We start from the raw sequence: 19,921 nt of genomic DNA, 5'->3' as shown, positions 1-19,921 counted from the left end.
AGGATGAGGACGATTACCGTTACAGTGTTACGTCATCGCTCGATCATTTCAATAATGGCGGCGGCGGCATGATCGCCCGCGTGCCCAAGCAGGTGGCCGCGCAGGATGTCATGCAATTGCTCGAAGGCCGCGACTACGGCGCCGCGGCGTTCGCTGTCGCGGAACAATTCCAGCGTGGCATGGGCGAGCTTCTCTGGGGTGAAATCGTCCTGCATCAACTCGGGCACCAGCATGGCGTCTTTGCCCATGCCGCATGCGCGGGCAAGGATGTTGGGCAGTGCGTACACATCGGTCTTGAGCATCTTGAACATGCGTGCGATGCGGTAGCTCAGCGGCGAAACGCGGTATCCAACCACCATGGGGCGCTTGGCCAGCATCGCTTCCAGCGTGGCGGTTCCCGAGGCCAGCATGACGACGTCGGCCGCGAGCATGGCTTCGTGCGCATGGCCGTCGAGCAGGATGGGCGCCGCTTCATCGTTCACGCTGCGCCCGAGCAATGATTTGAGCGTCGCCAGCGCACGCGTGTTTGCAGCAGGAATCACGATGCGCAAGCCAGGCATGTTGGCCGCTACGCGTCGCGCGGCATCCAGGTAGATCGCCCCCATGCGCTCCAGTTCGGAGTGGCGGCTGCCCGGCAAGAGCGCCAGCACCGGCGCATCCAGCGGTAGTTGCAAGGTGCGCCTGGCCGGCACGCGATCTGAGACAAGCGGAAAACGATCGGCCAAGGGGTGGCCCACGAAGCGCGCATCGATGCCGTGGCGTGCGTAGATCGGTGGTTCCATCGGAAACAAGCAAAGCACGCGATGCACGCTCTGGCCGATTTTTTCCGCACGGTTTTCGCGCCAGGCCCAAATCGATGGGCTGACGTAATGCACCGTGCGCAAACCGGCCTGCTTTAAGCGGCGTTCGACGCCGAGATTGAAATCGGGCGCATCAATGCCCACGACCACCGCAGGCTTTGCCGTGGTCAGTCGCGCGACCAATTCCTTGCGCAACCGCAGCAGTCGCGGCAGATGGCCGATGACTTCGGCAAAACCGAACAGCGACAGTTCGCGCATGTCGAACCACGATTCAAACCCATGCTGCTGCATGCGGTTGCCGCCGATGCCGGCGAATCGTGCGTTCGGATAATGCCGGCGCAGCGCGACGATGAGATCGGCACCGAGCTGATCGCCGGAATCTTCGCCGGCAATCAGGGCTATCAAGGGGCTTTGATCATTGTTAGACATGGTCGCATTCCCGGCAAAGGCCCGTAGTCGGTGGAACCACGTGCGAAACGCTCAGGGTCAGCGCGCCAACCCACGCTCGCTGCGGTCGAGAAAATCGAGCATGGCGCGCACATCCTCGCTGTCCTTGGCCTGCGCAACCAGTTGCTCGCGCGCCTCGGCCAGAGACAGGCCCGAGGTATACAGCGTGCGGTAGGCGCGTTTGATCGCCGTGATGCGGTCGGGTTCGAAACCGCGGCGCTTGAGGCCGGTGGTGTTCAGGCCGCGCGGCCGTCCGCCCTGGTCGTTGGCCATCATCAAGAACGGCGGGACGTCGGCACCCAGCAGGCAGCCCATGGCGATAAAGGCGTGTTCGCCGACCTTGCAGAACTGATGCGCCCCGGAATAACCCGCAAACACGGTCCAGTCGCCCACTTCCACATGCCCGGCCAATGCCGAGTAGTTGGAGAAGATCGTGTGGTTGCCGACCTGGCAATCGTGTGCGACGTGCACGTAAGCCAGCAGCCAATTGTCGTTACCGATGCGCGTGACACCGCCACCTTCGCCGGTACCACGATTGATGGTGACGAATTCGCGGATCAGGTTGTTGTCGCCGATGACCAGTTCGGTGCGTTCACCCTGGTATTTCATGTCCTGCGGGTCGCCGCCGATGGAAGCGAATTGCGCGATGCGATTATTGCGGCCGATCGTGGTGGGCCCGTGGATCACCACATGCGGTCCGATCACCGTGCCTTCGCCGATGTTCACGTCGGCGCCGATCACGGTAAATGCACCGATACTTACGTTGGCACCAATCACCGCCGATGGATCGATTTGCGCGGTGGGGTGGATCATTTTTCCGACCTCGCGGCGCACATCAGTTCGCAGCTCGCCACTTCCTTGCCGTCAACCAGCGAGCGCGCCTCAAACAGACCCATGCTGCGCAGCAAGCGCTTGAGGCGTACTTCCATGCGCAATTGGTCGCCGGGCACGACCGGTGCGTTGAAGCGCGCGTTGTCCACCTTGGCAAGGTAGAACAGCGGGCTGGCCGTAGCGCCTTTCAGGCGCGCGCTGATCTGCGTGAGCAGGCCGGCCGACTGCGCCATGGCCTCTACGATCAGTACACCTGGCATCACCGGGTGACCGGGAAAATGTCCGGTAAAAAAGGGCTCATTGATGGTGACGTTCTTCAGTGTCACCACGCTCTGTTCGGGCACGATCTCGATGACGCGATCCACCAACAGGAATGGATAGCGGTGCGGCAATAGTTGTTCAATCACGTCCACGCCGACAGGCAGCGTGATCTGGGTGGTGTTCTCAGTCATCACTCTTATCCTTCTCCAAAGCCGACAAGCGGCTTTCCAGCGCCGACAATCGGCGCGCGTACTCGTCCAAATGTTTGAAGCGGGCGGCATTGCGACGCCACTGCCGGTTTTCCTGCAGCGGTACTCCGGAGGAATACTCGCCAGCCTCCCGAATCGAATGCGTCACCAGGCTCTTGGCCGTAATGGTAACCCGGTCAGCCACTTCCAGATGGCCAAGCACGCCGGCGTTGCCGCCGATCATGCAATAACGGCCTATTTTCGCACTGCCGGCCACGGCGGCGCAGCCGGCCATGGCCGTGTGTGCGCCGATGGTGACGTTGTGGGCGATCTGGATCTGGTTATCCAGCCGGACGTCATCTTCCAGCACGGTATCGTCCAATGCACCGCGGTCGATGGTGGTGTTGGCGCCTATTTCACAATCGTCACCGATGCGCACGCCGCCCAGCTGCGGCAGCTTCACCCAGTGGTCGCGGTCGAAGGCGAGGCCGAAGCCGTCCGAGCCGATCACCGCGCCCGGATGCACCAGCACGCGCTTGCCGAGCGTTACGCGGATCACCAGCGTGACGCGACCGACGAGGCGCGATTGTGCACCCACCGTGCACTCCGGGCCGATGATGCAGTGAGGGCCGAGTACCACGCCATCTTCGATGACAGCACCGTCTTCGATCACGCAACACGGGCCGATGCTTGCGGATGCGCTGACGCGTGCACCCGGTGCCACCACGGCCGAGGGATGCACGCCGGCGGCTGCGGCCGGCAGCCGTTCGAACAAAGCGGCGATGCGCGCGTAGGCCACATAGGGGTCGCGCGCAATCAGTGCTGCCGTGGGGCAGCTTTCGGCGGCATCGCTGCTCAGTACGACCACGCCCGCACGGGTGCTGGTCAGCTGCGCGCTGTACTTGCTGTTGGATAAGAAGCTGAGCTGGGTAGGCCCCGCGCCCGCAAGCGTACCGACGCCATCAATGATGCGTGCGCCATCGCCGCGAAATTCCAGGGCGAAGCGTTCGGCGAGTTGGGCAACGCTGTATGAGGTCATCGGTAGCGCCTGTTAGGGGTCTCGCTTTGCCTGCGTCGTCGCACGGCGCGGCCGCATCATGGAGCCGCCGGGCGGCGAGTCTTGCGCATCGTGCAACCGCCGCATTGTAGGGGTTCGCTCGCCGCCGCGTGCAGCATGTTGCGGTTCGCAGGAATCCGCAGGCTGCAAAAGAAAGCGCGGCAGAGCCGCGCTTTCCGGGGAATCCTTGCGGACAGCCTTAGAACTGGCTGCCGAAGGTGAACTGAATGCGCTCGGTGTACTCGCTGTCGCCCGGCTGCATGCGGAACGGGAAGCCCAGGCTGATGATCAGCGGGCCGATCGGCGCCTGCCAATGCAGGGACACACCGGCCGACGCATCGAGCTGCTTGGCGCTGAAGGACTGGATGTTCTGATAGGCCTGGCCCACGTCCATGAAGAGCGACACGCGTGCGGTGTTGATGTCCTTCAGGAACGGCAGCGGCAGGTACACCTCGGCGGTACCCAGCACCTTGAACGCACCACCGATCGGCTGGGAGTAGGTGTACGTGCTGCCCGGGCAGTAACCGTTCGACTGCGGCACGATGGGCGCGCCATTGGTGGTCGAGCCGGCGCACGCGCGTGGACCGAGGGTGTTGTCCTGGAAGCCGCGCAGATCGGTCACGCCGCCCGCGTAGAAGTTCATCCAGAACGGGAAGGCGACGTTCTGGCCGGCTTTGTAGCCCGTGCCCGTGGCGGCGTCATAGTCGGCGGTGGTGGCGGTGTACGTCTGGTTGCCATAGGTGCTGCCGTAGCCCACCTTGCCGTCCAGGTACAGCACGAAACCCTTGCCGATCGGCCAGTAATGGTTGGCTTCGCCGTTGAAGGTCCAGTACTGCACGGTGGAGCCGGGCAGCGCCACGTTCACACCGGCGGTGATCTGGCCGCCGTGGGTGGGTGCCCAGTAGGAATTGCGCGTGTCGTGGACCCAGCTCAGCGAGCCGGTCCAGGTGTGGATGGTGTCCTTGCCCAGCGCGTTGATGTAGTCGACCAGTATCTGCGGGGTATAACCGGCGTACGTGTTGATCTTGGTGCTGCCGATGCCCAGGCTGCCGCTCAAGCGGTCGAAATCGGTGATCGGAATGCCCAGCGTGGTGGAGAACGACTTGGTGCTGTTGGAGTAGCTGGCGTACTGGCTACCGAGGTCGGCGTAGTCCGCGCGCGAGAACGTCGCGTTGTAGCCGATGCCAATACCGCTCTCGGTCAGATAGGGGTTGGAGTAGCCCGCGTTGATCGAGGTGAGGTAATCGCTGCGTTCGGCCCCGATGGTGAACTGATCGCCGGTGCCGAGGAAGTTCCTCTGCGATACCGAGCTGGACAGGATGATGCCCGAATACTGTGAATAACCCACGCCGAAGGTCAGGCTGCCGGCGGATTGCTCTTCCACCTTCACCGTCAGATCGACCTCGTCATCGCTGCCTGGCACCGTCTGCTTATCGATGGTGACGGTCTTGAAGTAGCCGAGCTGTTGCAGACGGATCTTCGAGCGGTCGATCGCCGCCTGCGAATACCACGCACCTTCCAGCTGACGCATTTCACGACGCAGCACATCGTCTTCGGTACGGGTGTTGCCCTGGAAGATCACGCGGCGCACGTAAACACGCACGCCGGGCTGGATATACCAGGTGACGTCGACGGTTTTCTTGTCTTTATCCAGCTTGGGAACCGAATTGACCTTGGCGAACGCGTAGCCAATGTTCGCCAGCAGCGCCTTGATGGCGTCGGAGGTGGCTTCGATCGCGCGGCGGTTGAACAGATCGCCATCCTTCACGAACACCAGCTTGCGCAGCGTGTCTTCCGGCAGGATCAGCTGGCCGAGCAGGTGCGTGCCGGAGATGTGGTAGATGTCGCCCTGGATGACGTCCGCGGCGATGTACATCTGGCGCTTGTCAGGCGAAATGGTGACCTGCGTGGAGTCGATGCCGAAATCGGCGTAACCGCGGTCCATATAGTAGGACTGCAGCTTTTTCAGATCGCCGGAGAGCTTGTCCTGCGAGTATTGGTCGTTCTTGGAATACCACGACAGCAAGTTGGTGGTGCCCGACTCGAAGCCCGATTCAATTTCCTTGTCGGTGAACGCCGTGTTGCCGACGATGTTCACTTCCTTGATCTTGGCGACCTTGCCTTCGCGGATCTCGATGTCGATGGACACGCGGTTGCGATCGAGCTCCGTGACGTGCGGAATGACCGACACGTTGTACTTGCCGCGGTTGTAGTACTGGCGGATCAGTTCCTGTTGCACGCGATCCATCGCCAGGCGGTCGAAGGTTTCGCCTTCGGTCAGGCCGATATCCTTCAGACCTTTCTTGAGGTCATCGGTCTTGATGTCGTTGTTGCCGCGGATGGTGAGCTTGGCGATCGACGGCCGCTCCGCCACTTTGATCACCAGGATGTTGCCATCGCGCTCCAGCTCCACATCGCTGAAGAACTTGGTGCTGTAAAGGGCGCGGATGGCCTGTTGGGCCTCTTCCGTGGTGAGGCGGTCACCCTTGTTGATCGGCAGGTAATTGAACACCGTGCCGGCGGAGATGCGGTTCAAGCCTTCGATGCGGATGTCGGAAACGACGAAGGGTTCCAGCGCGAATGCGCTGGTCGAAAGGGAGGCAAGCAGGATCAGGGCGGCGATACGCTTCATCGTCGATTCCGTTGTGTTATTCGGACGAGGCGGCCATGCGACCGCCTCGCTGCATTTTTTCCAAATCCGGCATCACTCTGGCCTCGTGCTGCACACATGCACTGGGCGGACCCGGCGGGAAGGTGCCGGACGCTGCGCAAGGCGCGAGGCTTGCCGCGCAATAGGACAATCGCGGCCAGCACCCAACCCGAGGTTGCAAGCGGCGCGCATCCGTCTCACGAGGGCAGGATGATGCGATGGATGTCGTTGTAGAACGTCAGCCCCACCAGCATGAACAGCAAGGCGATGCCCACGTACTGGCCCGCGATCATGGTCCGCTCGCTGACAGGGCTGCCTTTGATCAGCTCGATAAGGTAATACAGCAGATAGCCACCGTCCAAGACCGGAATGGGCATCAGGTTGATGATGGCCAGGCTAAGTGACACCAGACCGAGGAATTCCAGGAAACGATCCAGCCCCATCTGCGCGGCCGCATTGGCGACCTGCGCAATGCCGATGACGCCGGCAATGTTGCGGGTGGATGCCTCGCCAGTGATCATCTTGCCGACCATGCTGAAGGTATCGGTGGTGCGCTCCCAGGTCAGGCTGAGCGATTCGGTCAGCGACTTGAGCGGCCCGTAGCGCTGCATGGCGACTTCCGACGGCGGGGCGTTCACGTCGATCAGCCACTGCGGTGCGGCGCCTTCCACCGATTCCATGCGCGCGGTGACCGGAAGCGTCATCTGCTTGCCATTGCGCTCGATTTCCAGCGTCAGCGCGGGTGATTTCGCCGCCGCCGCCCTGATCTGCTCGCCGAGATCGACGAAATCTTTCACGGCTTTGCCATCGACGCTAAGAATCTTGTCCCCCGCGTGCATACCGGCCAGCTCAGCCGGTCCACCCGGCACGACCACGGCCGCGATGGCCGGCGCAGGTGCGAGCTCCAGACCCAGCTTGTCCATATACTGCGAAACGTCTTCGCCGGCCGGCAGGCGGTTGAGCGGCAACACCAGCGAGCGCTGCTTGCCATCAGTGCCGCGAACCGTCACGGCCAGCGGCGTGCGGCCCAGCAGCGCGTTGGCGATGACGTCGAACGAGCCACCCCAGGTGGAGACCTGCGTGCCGCCGATCGTAAGCAATCGATCGCCCGGCTGGATGCCGGCCTGCGCGGCCATGCTTTGCGGCGCGGCGGTCACGACGGGGGCAAAGTCCGTGCGGCCCAGCACGAACATCAGCCAGAACGCCACGACGGTAAAGAGGATATTGAACCCCGGGCCGGCGGCCACGATGGCAATGCGCTTCCAGATCGGCTGCGCGGTGAACTCCTGATGGCGCAAAGCAGGGTCGACGTCACCCTCGCGCGCATCGAGCATCTTGACGTAACCACCCAGCGGAATGGCGGCGATCTGGTATTCCGTACCGTCGCGCCCGATGCGCTTCCACACGGCGCGGCCGAAGCCGACCGAGAAGCGCAGCACCTTCACACCACAGCGGCGAGCGACCCAGTAGTGTCCGAATTCGTGAAAGGTTACCAGCACGCCGAGCGTGACCAGTAGCCAGAACACCGAGCCGAGAAAGGGATTCATCAAAGCAGGTTACGTCTCTTAGGAACTCGAAGCTTATCAGTAAGCGTTGCCAAGTACCCGTCGCGCAGCCTGACTGGCGGCGCGAAAGGGGACGCTCGGGGTTGGGATATCGACCACACCGGACGGTGGCAGTTCCGTTAGGCGCGAAGAGAAAGGGTTAAGACGGATACGGCCCCAAAAGCGGGCACTAGAGTGCGTCAAAGCCCCAGCAACAATTTTCCCAGTGCGAAGATCGGCAAGGCAGCGAAGATGCTGTCCAGGCGGTCCAGCAGGCCGCCATGACCAGGGAAAAGGGCGCCCGAATCCTTCACGTTCGCGTGGCGCTTCATCAGGCTTTCCAACAGATCGCCGACGATGGAGCTAGCTACAGTGAACAGGGTGACCATGATCAGGCCGATCAGGCGCGCATCCCGCACGCCCAGCAGCCAGCCGGCCACGGCGGCCACGATCGCGCTGGCGGCGAAGGCGCCGTACACGCCGGCCCAGGTCTTCCCCGGGCTGATCTGCGGCGCGAGCTTGCGCTTGCCGAGATAGCTGCCGGTGAAATACGCCCCGGTGTCGGCAGCCCACACCAGCAGCATTGCCAGGAACGTCCAGGCATGGCCGTGCGGCTCGCTGCCATGGATGTTCAGGGCGGCTATCCAGGCGGGAAACACCACGAACGCGCCTGCCACCAGCTTGATGGTGCGGTTCTCCGCCGTGGGGGCGGCGGCAAACGCGAAGTTTCGCAGCCACAGACACACCAAAACCCACCACGCCACGCCCGCCACAATGGTCACCGGCCACAGCCAGGCCCAAGCCCGCAGCGTCCACAGCGCGATAAAGGCCAGCAAAACGAATGCGAGCACGACGCTGCGAGAAACGCGACTCTTCATGCCCGCCAGTCGTGTCCATTCCCAGGCCGCGGCCAGGAAGGCGGCGCCCAACAGGCACGCGAACACGTTGGTCGGCACCAGCAGAATCAGCAGGATGACTAATGGCGCCAGAAGCAGGGCGGTCAGAACTCGCTGTCGCAGCATGATGTTCCCTAGGGCCTGTTTACGGTGACTGCGCGTTCGCGCCGCCATAGCGCGACAGGCAGGGAATAGGGGCGGCAAGCATGTGTGCGACACCTTGCGCAGGGCTTGCTGGAAACACAAGCGGACTCAACGGACCGCTGCCTGGGCGACCTGGTCGCCGGTGCGGCCGAAGCGACGCTCGCGACGGGCAAAGTCGTTGATGGCAAGTTGCAGCGAGGCCTGATTGAAGTCCGGCCACAGAGTCTCGGTGAAATACAGCTCCGCATAGGCGAGCTGCCATAACAAGAAGTTGCTGATGCGATGGTCGCCGCCGGTACGAATGAAAAGATCCAGCGGTGGCGACTCGGACAGGCTGGTCAAGCGGTCGAAGGTGTCTTCGTCGATGGCTTCTATGGTGAGCTCGCCGCGCGCCACGGCCATGGCCGCCTTGCGTGCGGCTTGCACGATGTCCCAGCGGCCGCCGTAATTCACCGCGATATTCAGGCAAAGCTTGGTATTGCCGGCGGTGCGCTTCATGGCTTCGAGCATGCGCTTTTGCAGCGTCGCGTCGAACGCGCTCAAGTCGCCGACGCAGCGCAGGCGTACGCCGTTCTCGTGCAGCTCGTCCACTTCCTTGTCGAGCGCGCGCATGAACAAATCCAGCAGCGCCCCGACCTCGTCCGGTGGCCGCTGCCAGTTCTCGCTGGAGAAGGCGAACAGCGTCAACGCTTCGACGCCATGGCGGATACAGCCTTCCACCACTTCGCGCACGGCCTTGCGCCCGGCGTTATGGCCGAAACTGCGAGGGCGGTGGCGGGCTTTCGCCCAGCGGCCATTGCCATCCATCACGATGCCGATATGACGCGGTACGAAATTTTGCGTGGTCATGGTCATGGATGGAGACTAACGGTGACGGCGAGGTTTGCGGCGCCGCAGAGCCTCGTGGAACTGCGTTCGCCATGGAAAGGCCATAGATCGGCCCCTTCCTGCCTCTTGGCAATGCGAAGGGTGGCGAATGCTTGGCTCGGATGGCATATCTGCCTGGAGCCCGGATGGGGACGGCGGTTGTGCAAGATGGACCCCTTAGCCTTCTTTGCCTCTCCGTCAAATGACATGGCAGCGCGAGCCAGCCGGTTGCGTTCTCCACGCAGGGTCGATGGCCTTACATGGCCATCAATTCGTCTTCCTTTACCTTGGCCAGTTTGTCGACTTCTTTTACGAACTGGTCGGTGAGCTTTTGGATCTCGTCATCCGCCCGGCGCTCCTCATCCTCAGTGATTTTCTTTTCCTTGAGGAGGTCCTTCACATGCTGCAGCGCATCGCGCCGCACGTTACGGATGGCGATCTTCGCATTCTCGCCTTCGTGCGACACGTGCTTGGCCAGTTCGCGGCGGCGCTCTTCGGTGAGCGGAGGCATGTTCAGACGGATAACGGTGCCGGCGGTGGTGGGCGTGATGCCAAGGTCGGAGGCAAGCAGGGCTTTCTCGATCGGGGCGACCATGTTCTTTTCGAACGGGGTGATAACGATCGAGCGGGCATCGGCCAGGGCGATCGACGCCACCTGATTCAACGGCATGTCCGAACCGTAGTAGGGCACCTTGATGCTATCGACCAGCGACGTGCTCGCGCGCCCGGTACGCAGGCGGGACAGGTCGTGCTTGAGGGCATCGATGCTCTTGCCCATACGGGTCTGGGCATCGCGTTTAATGTCGTTGAGCATGTGAAATCACCCGTTGGCGTGCAAGCCGGCAAGTATAGCAGTAACTTCGGTCCCCTCTCGCCCGCAGGCTGCTCCGCTTGCTGGGGAAGGGGGCGCTATGCCCGATCACGATCGAGCGTTCGGTAGGGACGGAACAGCGCGTCAGCTCGCGTCGACCAGCGTGCCGATCGCCTCGCCGTACATGATGCGCATAAGGTTGCCCGGTACGGTCATGTCGTAGATGCGAAGAGGCATGCGATGGTCGCGGCATAGCGCAATGGCGGCGGTGTCCATGACGGCGAGCTTGCGTTCGATCACCTGGTCGTAGGTGAGTTGTTCGAAGCGCACGGCATCGTGGTGCTTAGCCGGGTCTGCGCTGTAAACACCGTCGACCTTGGTGGCCTTCAGCAAGAGATCGGCACCCACTTCGATAGAGCGCAACGCGGCAGCCGAATCGGTTGTGAAAAAGGGGTTGCCGGTGCCCGCCGCAAACAGTGCGATGCGCCCTTTTTCGATATGCCGAATAGCGCGGCGACGGATGAAATCCTCGGCCACGTCATGAATCTGGATGGCGCTCATGACACGGGCGAAACCGCCGCGTTTTTCGATGGAGTCTTGCATGGCCAGTGCATTCATCACGGTAGCCAGCATGCCCATGTGATCGCCGGTGACACGGTCCATGCCTGCAGCCGCCAGGCCTGCACCGCGGAAGATGTTGCCGCCGCCGATCACCACGCCGATCTCCACGCCGACCTTTTGCACTTCGATAATCTCGTCGGCCAACCGGCCGATCACTTTCGGGTCGATGCCATAGTCGGCTTCACCCATCAATGCTTCGCCGGAGAGTTTGAGCAGAATGCGTCGGTACTTTGGCTGGTCGCTCATGAAGGCTCCGGATGTTGAGTGAAATACCGGAAACGGCTGGTCGGTCGTTCCCGGATCGCCGATCGGGCGCGTGCGTATAACCCGCAAGCGACGCGCCAGCCGCTACAGGGCACGGCATGCTGGATGCCCCGAGCAAAACGTTCGCATTGTAGCGGAGCCCGCTGCAGACGTCAGCGCGGCATACTTTTAGGGTTTTCACAGCGTAGTCACGTCGGGAGTCCGTCATGCAGCACACCATCGCAGCCATCGCCTTGCTGGTGCGCGACTACGACGAGGCGATTGCGTTCTACTGCGGCTGCCTGGATTTTCAGGTGATCGAAGATACGCCGCTCGACAAGGGCAAGCGCTGGGTCGTGCTGGCGCCACCGGGTTCGCGCGAGACGCGGTTATTACTGGCTCTGGCGAGCACCGCCGAACAGGATGCGTGCGTAGGAGAGCAGGGTGGTGGACGCGTGTTCCTGTTCCTGCACGTTGACGATTTCTATGCGCGCTACGACGTGATGCGTTCGCGCGGTGTGCGCTTTCTGGAGCGGCCGCGTACAGAGCCGTACGGTATCGTGGCGGTGTTCGAAGATTTGTACGGCAACAAGTGGGACTTGTTGGAGCCGCGCGAAAAGCCGGCGCTTGCGCCGCTTTAAAATGCCGAGGCCGCTTTCGATGCGCCTTCAGCGTTCCTCCCGGTCGTCATTCCCGCTTTCACGGGAATGACCTGCGCGAGGTTCGCGAAATGACGGCCGTGAGGCAGTAAATGCACAACAACAAAAAGGCCGCGGTTTTCCGCGGCCTTTTTGCGCAAACCAAGCGTGGCGATTTACGCCAAGCCTGCCTGTTTCATCACTTCGGCGGCAAAATCTTCTTCCACCTTCTCGATACCTTCGCCGACGGCCAGACGCACCACGGAGATCACATCGGCGCTTTCCTTTTTCAGCGCGTCAGCGACGGTGACGTTGGTGTCCAGCACGTAAGCCTGGCCGAGCAGGGTGATTTCGGAAATGATCTTGGCGACCTTCCCGCTGACGATCTTTTCCAGGATGTCGGCCGGCTTGTTCTTTTCCTTGTCGGACATCTGGCTCAGCGCGATGTCTTTTTCCTTGGCAAGGAAATCGGCCGGCACGTCATCGGCGCGCACAAACTGCGGATTCATCGCCGCCACGTGCATGGCGATGCCCTTGGCCAGCTCCTCGGAGCCACCCTTCAGGGCCACCAGTACGCCGATGCGACCACCGTGCAGATAGCTGGCGATGATGCCGTTGTTGGTCACATGCGCCATGCGGCGCACCTGGATGTTTTCGCCGATGGTGGCGACCAGGGACTTGGATGCGTCTTCCACCGTGCCACCGCCTGGATAGGCGGCCGCCTTCAGTGCGTCGACATCCTTCGCGCCGGACTTCAGGGCGATCTCGGCGACGTTGTCGCTGAATTTCACGAAGTCGGGGTTCTTGGTGACGAAGTCGGTTTCGCAGTTCACTTCGACCAGCACGGCGTTGCCGTTGGCCTGGGCGGCTACGATGCGGCCTTCGGCGGCCACACGGCCGGCCTTCTTGTCGGCCTTGGCCAGACCCGACTTGCGCAGCCACTCCATGGCGACTTCGATGTCACCGTTGTTTTCGACCAGCGCCTTCTTGCATTCCATCATGCCGGCGCCGGAACGCTCGCGGAGTTCCTTGACCAGTTGGGCGGAGATAGTGCTCATGGGATCCTCGGAAACTTGGGGCGCCGGACGCTGTGGCGTCCGGCTGTTTTAAGACTTAGTCGGTGTCGGCGGTGTCTTGCTGCACGCGGCCACCACGACCGCCGCGGTCACCACGACCGCCACGGCCGCCGTCACGGTCACCGCGACCGGCACCCTTCTTGGCCGGCGCGTTGCGGCGCGGCGGGGCGGCACGGCGGTCATCCGCTTCCTTGGCGACCGGGTTGCCTGCCTCGTCCAGCTCGACGAACTCGTTGGCGTCGCCCTGGGCGGCGGCCGGAGCGGCAGCCTTGCCTTCGAGGATCGAATCGGCGGCAGCGCGCGAGTACAGCTGGATGGCGCGGATGGCGTCGTCGTTGCCCGGGATGGGGTAGTCCACCAGCTCGGGGTTGTAGTTGGTATCAACCACGGCGATCACCGGGATGCCGAGCTTCTTGGCTTCCTGCACGGCGATGTTCTCGTGGCCGATGTCGATCACGAACAGCGCGTCGGGCAGGCGGTTCATGTTCTTGATGCCGCCCAGCGAATTTTCCAGCTTGGCGCGCTCGCGGCGACGGGCCAGCACTTCGTGCTTGACCAGCTTGTCGAAGCTGCCGTCGGTTTCGGCCGCTTCCAGCTCCTTCAGGCGTCCCACGGACTGTTTGACGGTGCGGAAGTTGGTGAGCATGCCGCCGAGCCAGCGGGCGGTCACGAAAGGCATGCCGGCGCGGGCGGCTTCTTCAGCCAGGGCCTCGCGGGCAGAGCGCTTGGTACCCACGAACAGCACGGTGCCGCGCTTCTGGGCCAGACCCGACAGGAAGTTCATCGCGTCGGTGAACAGCGGCAGGGTCTTCTCAAGGTTGATGATGTGGATCTTGCCGCGGGCGCCAAAGATGTAGGGGGCCATCTTCGGGTTCCAGTAGCGGGTCTGGTGACCGAAATGCACGCCAGCTTCCAGCATCTGGCGCATGGTGACTTGAGCCATGGTAGTACTCCTGCAGTGGGCCTTTTTTTAGTGGCCCGGGGGGTTGGGACCTCCACGTATCCCCAGCTTCGACCGTAGCGCCCATGGCTTGGAGAAGGGCGGCTACAGCACCCCGAAGACGGTGCCGATACGTGTGTGGCATTGGTTGGGGTTGTACCGCCTGACGGTTACAATCCCGCTTCGCTTTGCGCCGTAAAGGCCATCTGGTGGCCGGAAGCGGTCTGCAAAACCCGCAAATTATAGCCGGGACCACCGCTTCGCGGCAAGTTGGGCTAGTTTTTGGCCGTCTTGCCGCCACATTCATTACGGACTATGGCCATTACCCTCAAATCCGCTCAAGACCTCGAAAGCATGCGCGTGGCTGGCCAGCTGGCGGCCGAAGTGCTGGCCATGCTCAAGGAACACGTCAAGCCGGGAGTCACCACGGAGGACCTGGACCGCCTGGCCTACGAGCACATCGTGAACGTGCAGAAGGCGATCCCCGCCAACGTGGGCTACCACGGCTTTCCCAAGACCCTGTGCACGTCGGTCAACCACGTGATCTGCCACGGCATTCCCAGCCCTGGCAAAGTGCTCAAGGAAGGCGACATCATCAATCTGGATGTCACCGTCATCAAGGATGGATGGCACGGCGATACCAGCCGCATGTATTACGTTGGCACGCCTGGCGTGCTGGCCAAGCGCCTGGTGGAAACCACGTACGAGGCGATGATGCGCGGCATCGAGGCCGTGCGCCCCGGCGCCACATTGGGCGATGTGGGCCATGCGATCCAAAAGCATGCGGAGGCCGCTGGCTTCTCCGTGGTGCGCGAATACTGTGGCCACGGCATCGGCAAGGTCTACCACGATGAGCCGCAGGTGCTGCACTACGGCAAGCCCGGTACGGGCGTGGTGCTGCAGAAAGGCATGACCTTCACGGTCGAGCCGATGATCAACGCCGGCAAGCCGCAGACCAAGCAACTGCCCGATGGCTGGACGGTGGTCACCAAGGATCACTCGCTGTCGGCGCAGTGGGAGCACACCATCGCCGTGACGGACGACGGCTTTGAAATTCTGACCCCCTGGCCGGATGAGTGAGCGGCGGCCAGTCGTCGTTCCGGCCTGCGCCGGAATGACGATGGGGCAACGGCCAGCGCTGCGGATATCGACCCAATTCCATGACCCCATCCGCCGTTACCCTGCCACCTTTACCCCGCCTTCCGGTTGCTGTTCCGCGCTCGGGCGTCTCATCGGAAGCACGCGTCGCACTGCGCCAACTGCTGGGCGATCTGGATCGCGCCATTGCCGTCGCATTTCGCGATGGCGCCGATGCCAGTGATCTGGCGCGACGGCGCGGCGATTCGGTCACGCGCATCGTCGCGCACGTGTGGACCGCCTGCCTGGGCGAAGTGAATGATGCGGCCCTGTTCGCCATCGGCGGCTTCGGGCGCGGCCTGCTATTTCCCTATTCGGATATCGATCTGCTTGCGCTGGTGCAGCATGCCGATGCGTCGCGCTTGCGCGCGCTGGAGCAATGCTTCGCAACCTTGTGGGATATCGGCCTCAAAGTCGGCCATGCGGTTCGTGATGCCAAGCAATGCCAAGCACTCGCCGCCTCCGAGGCCAGCGTATTCACCAGCCTGCTCGATGCGCGGCGTCTGGCTGGCGATGCCATGCTCGATGCCAACTTGCGCGCCATTGTCGAAGCGCCGGACATGTGGCCGCCGCACGCCTATCTGCAAGCGCGCGTGGCCGAACGTACAGCGCGCCACGCGCGCTTCGACGACACGGCCTACAACCTCGAGCCTAATCTCAAGGATGGTCCTGGCGGAATGCGCACGCTCGATTCATTGCGCTGGCTCGGCAAGCGCTTGGCACACGCACCCGACTTTCCGGACATGGTGACCGAAGGCCTGCTCGATCCGGCCGAATGCGACACCTTGCTGCAAGCGGAAGCGACGTTGCGGCGTTATCGCTTCGCCTTGCACCTGGAGGCGGGGCGTGCGGAAGAACGCCTGCTGTTCGATTACCAGCGCGCACTCGCCGCGCAGCTCGGATTCGAAGACGAGCATGAAAAAAATCTCGGCGTCGAACAGTTCATGCAAGGGTATTACCGTGCCGCCAGCCAAGTGGAACGCTTGGGGATGCAGATCACTGAGCGTTTCGTGGAAATGCTCGAACCCCCCAGCGATGCGCAACCTGTTGGCGCAGATTTCCTGCGCTATGGCGCGCGCATTGCCGTGCGCGATCCGGAGTTGTTCGCGCGACGCCCTGCTGCACTGGTGGATATCTTCATCGCGCGCCTGGATCAGCAGGGCGTGATCGGTTTCACCGCCGACACCATGCGTCGCATTCACCAGGCCACGGCGGTCATGGGGACGCAGCTTGCCGATGATCGCCAGGTGCTCGCGTCCTTCCTGCAATTGCTTCGGCGCGGCGCCCCAGCGGTGGATGCATTGTGGCGCATGAATCGCCATGGCCTGCTGGCTGCCATCCTGCCCGCGTTTGGCAGGGTATTCGGTCGCATGCAGTACGACCTGTTCCACGTGTACACGGTGGATGAACACACGCTGCGCGTCTTGCGCAATGTTGCGCGCTTCGCCGATCCGGCCACGCAGGCCGAATTTCCGCTCGGCTGCGAAGTCTGGTCCACCTTACCCAAACCCGAAGTGTTGTTGCTGGCGGCGTTGTTTCACGACATCGCCAAAGGGCGCGGCGGCGATCACTCCGTGCTCGGCGAAGAGGACGCGCAAGCGTTCGGCCACAAGCTTGGCTTGCCGAAGGAAGACATCGACCGCGTGGCATGGCTGGTGCGCTGGCATCTGCTCATGAGTACCACCGCGCAGCGGCAAGACATCACCGATCCGGACGTAGTGCATCGTTTTGCCGAGACGGTGGGAGGTCGCGAACGTCTGGGGCAACTCTATCTGCTCACCGTCGCCGACATCATCGGCACCAGTCCGCGCCTGTGGAACGCGTGGAAGGACCGTTTGCTCGCGGACCTCTATACGGCCACACGCTACGCTCTGCGCCGCGATGCCAAGCCCTCGCCTGGCACGGCAACCCGCGCCCAGGTGTGCCGCGAGCGAGCGTTGGCCCTGTTGAGTGAGCAGGGCAACGATCCGGTCGCCGTCGCGAAGCTCTGGGACAGCTTCCCGATGGTCAGCTTCCTGCGTCACCGCCCGGAACAGATCGCCTGGCAGACCACGGAAATCCTGCGTGGGCAGGGTAATCTGCCGCTGATCGCGGTCAACCCGCTATCCGTGCGTGGTGGCACCGAATTGTTTGTGTACGCGCCCGATCGCGACGGTCTGTTTGCGAATGTCACGGCGATGCTCGATCGCCTGCATTTCTCGGTCATGGAGGCGCGCGTACTCAGCTCGCCAGATGGCAGGGCGATGGATACCTTCCTGCTGCTGGAAGCGGAAACGCAAAAACCTGCCGGTGCGGAACGCGCGGACGAATTGCAGCAGCGCTTGCACCGCGCCTTGTCGCAATCGGCCCCCATCATGCCGCCCCGACGCAGCATGTCGCGGCACCTGAAACACTTTCAGATGACGCCGCGCATCGATTTCCAGCAATCGAACGGACGCACGCAGATGGCACTTGTCTGCAGCGACCGCCCGGGCCTGCTTGCGGCCGTCACCCAGGTGATGATGGCCTGCGAAGTGCGCGTGCACGATGCGCGTATCGCCACCTTTGGGGAGCGGGTGGAGGACTTCTTCCAGCTCACCGACCGTCGCAATGCGCCTTTGAGCGAGACACAGCAACAGCGTTTGTGGCACGCTTTGGTGGAGCGGATCGGACCACAGAGCTTGTCCGCATAGCCCAGGCAGGGATCAGAGCATCCTCCACCCAGCGGCCATGCGAAGCTCGCAAGGGATGATTTCCCGCGAGGCCGCCTCAGCGGCTTGTCATCGTCAACCACCTTTCTTCGTTCTGGCTGAAAAACTGCCCGTAAGGCCGTGCAACCATGTCCGCATCGCATTCCTTTCTCAAACTGGCTCGACATATCCACCTGTACATCGGCGTATTCATTGCGCCGGCCGTGTTGTTCTTCGCATTCACGGGCGGCTTGCAGGTGTTCAGCCTGCATGAAACGTCCCGCGGCAGTGATTACAAGCCTCCGGCATGGCTGATGGTTGCCTCACAGTTGCACAAGAAGCAGACGGACGTGATGCCGGTACACAAACCGCGTCCGGCGGAAGCAGACCATCGTCCGTCCGCGGCGCCGATGCAGGTGCCTTCGGCCAATCCGCAGGTGAGTGCATCACCGGAACCTGCCGCGCCTGTGCGACATCCGTTACCGCTGAAGATTTTCTGCGCGTTCGTGTCGTTTGGATTGTTCGTATCGACCTTGCTGGGCCTCTATATGGCCTATCGCTATACGCGCAAGCATGTTTTGATCAGCGTGTTGCTGGCGGCAGGCACGATCGTGCCTGTCGTGCTGGCGCTCATTTGATGGCCTGCACGAATCGTTGCGGTATTCGCACGATGCATGCGTGATGCGTGTTAGGGCCTCGCCGTCATTCCGGCCTTCGCCGGGATGACGATGGGGCGACGTCAACCATGTTGGGATGATGCGGCTTGTGCGCTATCTTTCCCTGATCCAAACGTGAGTCCTCCCCATGCAGTCCATCGAAACCCTCATCAACGACGCCTTCGAACGTCGCAACGAACTCCTCCAAAGCGAGATCGAAACCCATCTGCGCCCGGCGCTGCATCAGGTGATGGATTTGTTGGAGTCCGGTGAGCAACGGGTTGCGGTGCCGGATGGCAATGGTGGTTGGGCAGTCAATCAGTGGCTGAAAAAAGCGGTGCTGTTGTATTTCCGCATCAATGGTAACCGCGTGGTGGATGGCGGCCCGGCATTGGCGTTCGACAAGGTGCCGCTGCGTTTCGCACCTGGCAACGACACGGAACTGCAAAACCTTGGCGCGCGCGTGGTACCGGGTGCGCTGGTTCGCCGTGGTGCGCACATCGCCAAAGATGCCGTGCTGATGCCCAGCTACGTGAACATTGGCGCGTATGTCGGCCCCGGCACAATGGTCGATACCTGGGCAACGGTCGGCTCGTGTGCGCAGATCGGCGCGGGCGTGCATCTGTCCGGCGGCGTGGGCATCGGCGGCGTGCTGGAGCCCTTGCAAGCCAATCCCACCATCATCGAAGACAACTGCTTCATCGGTGCACGTTCCGAAGTGGTGGAAGGCGTGGTGGTGGAGAAGGGCAGCGTGATCGGCATGGGCGTGTTCCTCGGCCAGTCCACACGCATTTACAACCGTGCTACGGGTGAAGTCAGCTATGGGCGCATACCCGCGGGCAGCGTCGTTGTCGCGGGCAACCTGCCGGCGAAGGACGGCACCCACAGTCTTTACGCCGCCATCATCGTCAAGCAGGTCGACGAGAAGACGCGCAGCAAGACCGGCATCAACGAGCTCTTGCGCATGGGTGAGTGAGATGACGCAAAGCGCTGCCACCCTCTACGGGTTGCCCAATTGCGATACGTGCAAGAAAGCGCGCAACTGGCTCGCGCGTTTCGATATTGCGCACGCGTTTGTCGACTATCGCGCCAATCCCGTGCCGCCTGCCACGCTCAAACAATGGGCGCAGCAGCTGGGCGGCTGGGAAAAACTCGTCAACAAATCGAGCACCACGTGGCGCACGCTGCTGCCGCAGCGCAAGAATCCAGGCAGCGATCCGGAGTGGACGTTGCTGTTGAAGGAGTATCCAGCCCTGATTCGTCGTCCTGTTGTCATACAACAGGACGGTGCCGTGAGCGTGGGGTTTACCGATAACGGCTTCAAAAAGCTCTTTGGGTAAGCATCTCGCTCGTGCGAATGGAGCGGGAGCATTTGTAGTAGCGATCGCGATCGACAGAGGCACATCCTTGTGCCATCCGGTGATGCGCATTTATTAGTTGTGCGC

18 protein-coding genes are annotated in these 19,921 nt (G+C 62.3%); 6 read left to right on the top strand and 12 right to left on the bottom strand.

Going from position 1 to position 19,921, the window contains the following annotated elements:
• Positions 1-32: 32 nt before the first annotated feature.
• The 10 genes from lpxB to pyrH form a co-directional block, all read right to left on the bottom strand.
• Positions 33-1,229: a lipid-A-disaccharide synthase gene (gene lpxB, locus DWU98_RS12030; RefSeq protein ID WP_115495800.1), complete on the bottom strand. Its 1,197-nt coding sequence runs from the start codon at positions 1,227-1,229 to the stop codon at positions 33-35.
• 57 nt (positions 1,230-1,286) lie between these two features.
• Positions 1,287-2,060, bottom strand: coding sequence for an acyl-ACP--UDP-N-acetylglucosamine O-acyltransferase (lpxA, locus tag DWU98_RS12025; RefSeq protein WP_115495799.1), 774 nt, complete (start codon positions 2,058-2,060; stop codon positions 1,287-1,289).
• Positions 2,057-2,530, bottom strand: coding sequence for a 3-hydroxyacyl-ACP dehydratase FabZ (gene fabZ, locus DWU98_RS12020; RefSeq protein WP_115495798.1), 474 nt, complete (start codon positions 2,528-2,530; stop codon positions 2,057-2,059). Before fabZ ends, lpxA begins: the two co-directional genes overlap by 4 nt.
• Entirely contained in the window at positions 2,523-3,566 is a 1,044-nt protein-coding gene (gene lpxD, locus DWU98_RS12015) for a UDP-3-O-(3-hydroxymyristoyl)glucosamine N-acyltransferase (protein ID WP_115495797.1), read from the bottom strand. The genes fabZ and lpxD overlap by 8 nt, the downstream gene beginning before the upstream one ends.
• 217 nt (positions 3,567-3,783) lie before the next feature.
• Entirely contained in the window at positions 3,784-6,216 is a 2,433-nt protein-coding gene (gene bamA / locus DWU98_RS12010; RefSeq protein WP_115495796.1) for an outer membrane protein assembly factor BamA, read from the bottom strand.
• Positions 6,217-6,431: 215 nt separating this feature from the next.
• Positions 6,432-7,781: an RIP metalloprotease RseP gene (rseP, locus tag DWU98_RS12005; RefSeq protein WP_115495795.1), complete on the bottom strand. Its 1,350-nt coding sequence runs from the start codon at positions 7,779-7,781 to the stop codon at positions 6,432-6,434.
• A 197-nt stretch (positions 7,782-7,978) separates the two neighbouring features.
• Positions 7,979-8,800, bottom strand: coding sequence for a phosphatidate cytidylyltransferase (locus tag DWU98_RS12000; RefSeq protein ID WP_115495794.1), 822 nt, complete (start codon positions 8,798-8,800; stop codon positions 7,979-7,981).
• Between the two features lie 126 nt (positions 8,801-8,926).
• Complete coding sequence (uppS, locus tag DWU98_RS11995) at positions 8,927-9,667, bottom strand: polyprenyl diphosphate synthase (RefSeq protein ID WP_115495864.1); 741 nt, start codon at positions 9,665-9,667, stop codon at positions 8,927-8,929.
• Positions 9,668-9,941: 274 nt separating this feature from the next.
• Entirely contained in the window at positions 9,942-10,499 is a 558-nt protein-coding gene (frr, locus tag DWU98_RS11990) for a ribosome recycling factor (protein ID WP_115495793.1), read from the bottom strand.
• A 141-nt stretch (positions 10,500-10,640) separates the two neighbouring features.
• Positions 10,641-11,363 (bottom strand): UMP kinase, encoded by a 723-nt coding sequence (pyrH, locus tag DWU98_RS11985; RefSeq protein ID WP_115495792.1) that lies wholly within the window; start codon positions 11,361-11,363, stop codon positions 10,641-10,643.
• A 224-nt stretch (positions 11,364-11,587) separates the two neighbouring features.
• Here pyrH and DWU98_RS11980 point away from each other — a divergent pair, with 224 nt between their 5' ends.
• On the top strand, positions 11,588-12,001 hold the full coding sequence (locus tag DWU98_RS11980) for a VOC family protein (RefSeq protein WP_115495791.1): 414 nt from the start codon (positions 11,588-11,590) through the stop codon (positions 11,999-12,001).
• A 173-nt stretch (positions 12,002-12,174) separates the two neighbouring features.
• Here DWU98_RS11980 and tsf read toward each other — a convergent pair whose 3' ends face one another.
• The gene (tsf, locus tag DWU98_RS11975) at positions 12,175-13,056 is read right to left on the bottom strand and encodes a translation elongation factor Ts (RefSeq protein ID WP_115495790.1); all 882 of its coding nucleotides are present in this window, start codon (positions 13,054-13,056) and stop codon (positions 12,175-12,177) included.
• Between the two features lie 55 nt (positions 13,057-13,111).
• Positions 13,112-14,017: a 30S ribosomal protein S2 gene (gene rpsB, locus DWU98_RS11970; protein WP_115495789.1), complete on the bottom strand. Its 906-nt coding sequence runs from the start codon at positions 14,015-14,017 to the stop codon at positions 13,112-13,114.
• 312 nt (positions 14,018-14,329) lie between these two features.
• Between rpsB and map the strand changes: the two genes are divergently transcribed.
• From map to DWU98_RS11945, 5 genes are all read left to right on the top strand, one after another.
• Positions 14,330-15,094, top strand: coding sequence for a type I methionyl aminopeptidase (gene map, locus DWU98_RS11965; RefSeq protein WP_115495788.1), 765 nt, complete (start codon positions 14,330-14,332; stop codon positions 15,092-15,094).
• A gap of 80 nt (positions 15,095-15,174) precedes the next feature.
• Complete coding sequence (glnD, locus tag DWU98_RS11960) at positions 15,175-17,823, top strand: [protein-PII] uridylyltransferase (RefSeq protein ID WP_115495787.1); 2,649 nt, start codon at positions 15,175-15,177, stop codon at positions 17,821-17,823.
• Positions 17,824-17,969: 146 nt separating this feature from the next.
• On the top strand, positions 17,970-18,458 hold the full coding sequence (locus DWU98_RS11955) for a PepSY domain-containing protein (RefSeq protein ID WP_115495786.1): 489 nt from the start codon (positions 17,970-17,972) through the stop codon (positions 18,456-18,458).
• A 166-nt stretch (positions 18,459-18,624) separates the two neighbouring features.
• Positions 18,625-19,452 (top strand): 2,3,4,5-tetrahydropyridine-2,6-dicarboxylate N-succinyltransferase, encoded by an 828-nt coding sequence (dapD, locus tag DWU98_RS11950; RefSeq protein WP_115495785.1) that lies wholly within the window; start codon positions 18,625-18,627, stop codon positions 19,450-19,452.
• 1 nt (position 19,453) lies between these two features.
• A complete protein-coding gene (locus tag DWU98_RS11945; RefSeq protein WP_115495784.1) occupies positions 19,454-19,816 on the top strand; it encodes a Spx/MgsR family RNA polymerase-binding regulatory protein in 363 nt (120 codons plus the stop codon).
• Positions 19,817-19,921 lie beyond the last annotated feature (105 nt).

Origin of the sequence: Dyella monticola (genome assembly GCF_003363155.1) — a bacterium.
Taxonomy (GTDB): Bacteria; Pseudomonadota; Gammaproteobacteria; order Xanthomonadales; family Rhodanobacteraceae; genus Dyella_B; species Dyella_B monticola.
The sequence above is the reverse complement of the archived record's forward strand: the minus strand, read 5'-3'. Positions and strand labels throughout refer to the sequence as shown.

Coding starts and splice junctions, on each gene's coding strand:
- uppS (WP_115495864.1), bottom strand. CDS start 9,667: ATGACCACGCAAAATTTCGTACCGCGTCATATCGGCATCGTGATGGAT.
- DWU98_RS11980 (WP_115495791.1), top strand. CDS start 11,588: ATGCAGCACACCATCGCAGCCATCGCCTTGCTGGTGCGCGACTACGAC.
- lpxA (WP_115495799.1), bottom strand. CDS start 2,060: ATGATCCACCCCACCGCGCAAATCGATCCATCGGCGGTGATTGGTGCC.
- fabZ (WP_115495798.1), bottom strand. CDS start 2,530: ATGACTGAGAACACCACCCAGATCACGCTGCCTGTCGGCGTGGACGTG.
- lpxD (WP_115495797.1), bottom strand. CDS start 3,566: ATGACCTCATACAGCGTTGCCCAACTCGCCGAACGCTTCGCCCTGGAA.
- frr (WP_115495793.1), bottom strand. CDS start 10,499: ATGCTCAACGACATTAAACGCGATGCCCAGACCCGTATGGGCAAGAGC.
- tsf (WP_115495790.1), bottom strand. CDS start 13,056: ATGAGCACTATCTCCGCCCAACTGGTCAAGGAACTCCGCGAGCGTTCC.
- rpsB (WP_115495789.1), bottom strand. CDS start 14,017: ATGGCTCAAGTCACCATGCGCCAGATGCTGGAAGCTGGCGTGCATTTC.
- dapD (WP_115495785.1), top strand. CDS start 18,625: ATGCAGTCCATCGAAACCCTCATCAACGACGCCTTCGAACGTCGCAAC.
- glnD (WP_115495787.1), top strand. CDS start 15,175: ATGACCCCATCCGCCGTTACCCTGCCACCTTTACCCCGCCTTCCGGTT.
- rseP (WP_115495795.1), bottom strand. CDS start 7,781: ATGAATCCCTTTCTCGGCTCGGTGTTCTGGCTACTGGTCACGCTCGGC.
- pyrH (WP_115495792.1), bottom strand. CDS start 11,363: ATGAGCGACCAGCCAAAGTACCGACGCATTCTGCTCAAACTCTCCGGC.
- map (WP_115495788.1), top strand. CDS start 14,330: ATGGCCATTACCCTCAAATCCGCTCAAGACCTCGAAAGCATGCGCGTG.
- DWU98_RS12000 (WP_115495794.1), bottom strand. CDS start 8,800: ATGCTGCGACAGCGAGTTCTGACCGCCCTGCTTCTGGCGCCATTAGTC.
- DWU98_RS11945 (WP_115495784.1), top strand. CDS start 19,454: ATGACGCAAAGCGCTGCCACCCTCTACGGGTTGCCCAATTGCGATACG.
- bamA (WP_115495796.1), bottom strand. CDS start 6,216: ATGAAGCGTATCGCCGCCCTGATCCTGCTTGCCTCCCTTTCGACCAGC.
- lpxB (WP_115495800.1), bottom strand. CDS start 1,229: ATGTCTAACAATGATCAAAGCCCCTTGATAGCCCTGATTGCCGGCGAA.
- DWU98_RS11955 (WP_115495786.1), top strand. CDS start 17,970: ATGTCCGCATCGCATTCCTTTCTCAAACTGGCTCGACATATCCACCTG.